This is a genomic window from Halalkalicoccus sp. NIPERK01 (assembly GCF_030287405.1).
Taxonomy (GTDB): Archaea; Halobacteriota; Halobacteria; order Halobacteriales; family Halalkalicoccaceae; genus Halalkalicoccus.
This window is the reverse complement of sequence record NZ_JASVVV010000065.1, coordinates 1-240: the sequence shown is the minus strand read 5'-3', so window position 1 is coordinate 240 and position 240 is coordinate 1. Positions and strand designations below refer to the sequence as shown.

The following is a 240-nucleotide window of genomic DNA, read 5'->3' as shown; positions in this document are numbered from 1 at the left end:
GGAGCTCCTGAACGGCGGGATCGACGCGATGTACGCGAGCGCGTTCGACGCCACGCGGGCCCGCGAGATACACGACCGCGAGGAACTCGGCCTGGTCGAGGGGCGCGACGACGGCTACGCCCACTACACCCTCAACCTGAGGCGGCCGCCCCTCGACGACCAGGCGTTCAGACAGGCCCTGAGCATGGCGATGGACCGCCGCCAGTGGGTCTACGAGATCGCGCTGGGCTACGCCGTCCC

The 240-nt window shown here is 70.4% G+C and carries 1 protein-coding gene; it reads left to right on the top strand.

Features of this window, described 5'->3' with window-relative positions; all coding sequences use genetic code 11:
• The coding region (locus QRT08_RS18570) for an ABC transporter substrate-binding protein (protein WP_286047480.1) at positions 1 to 240 on the top strand (240 nt) is incomplete at both ends.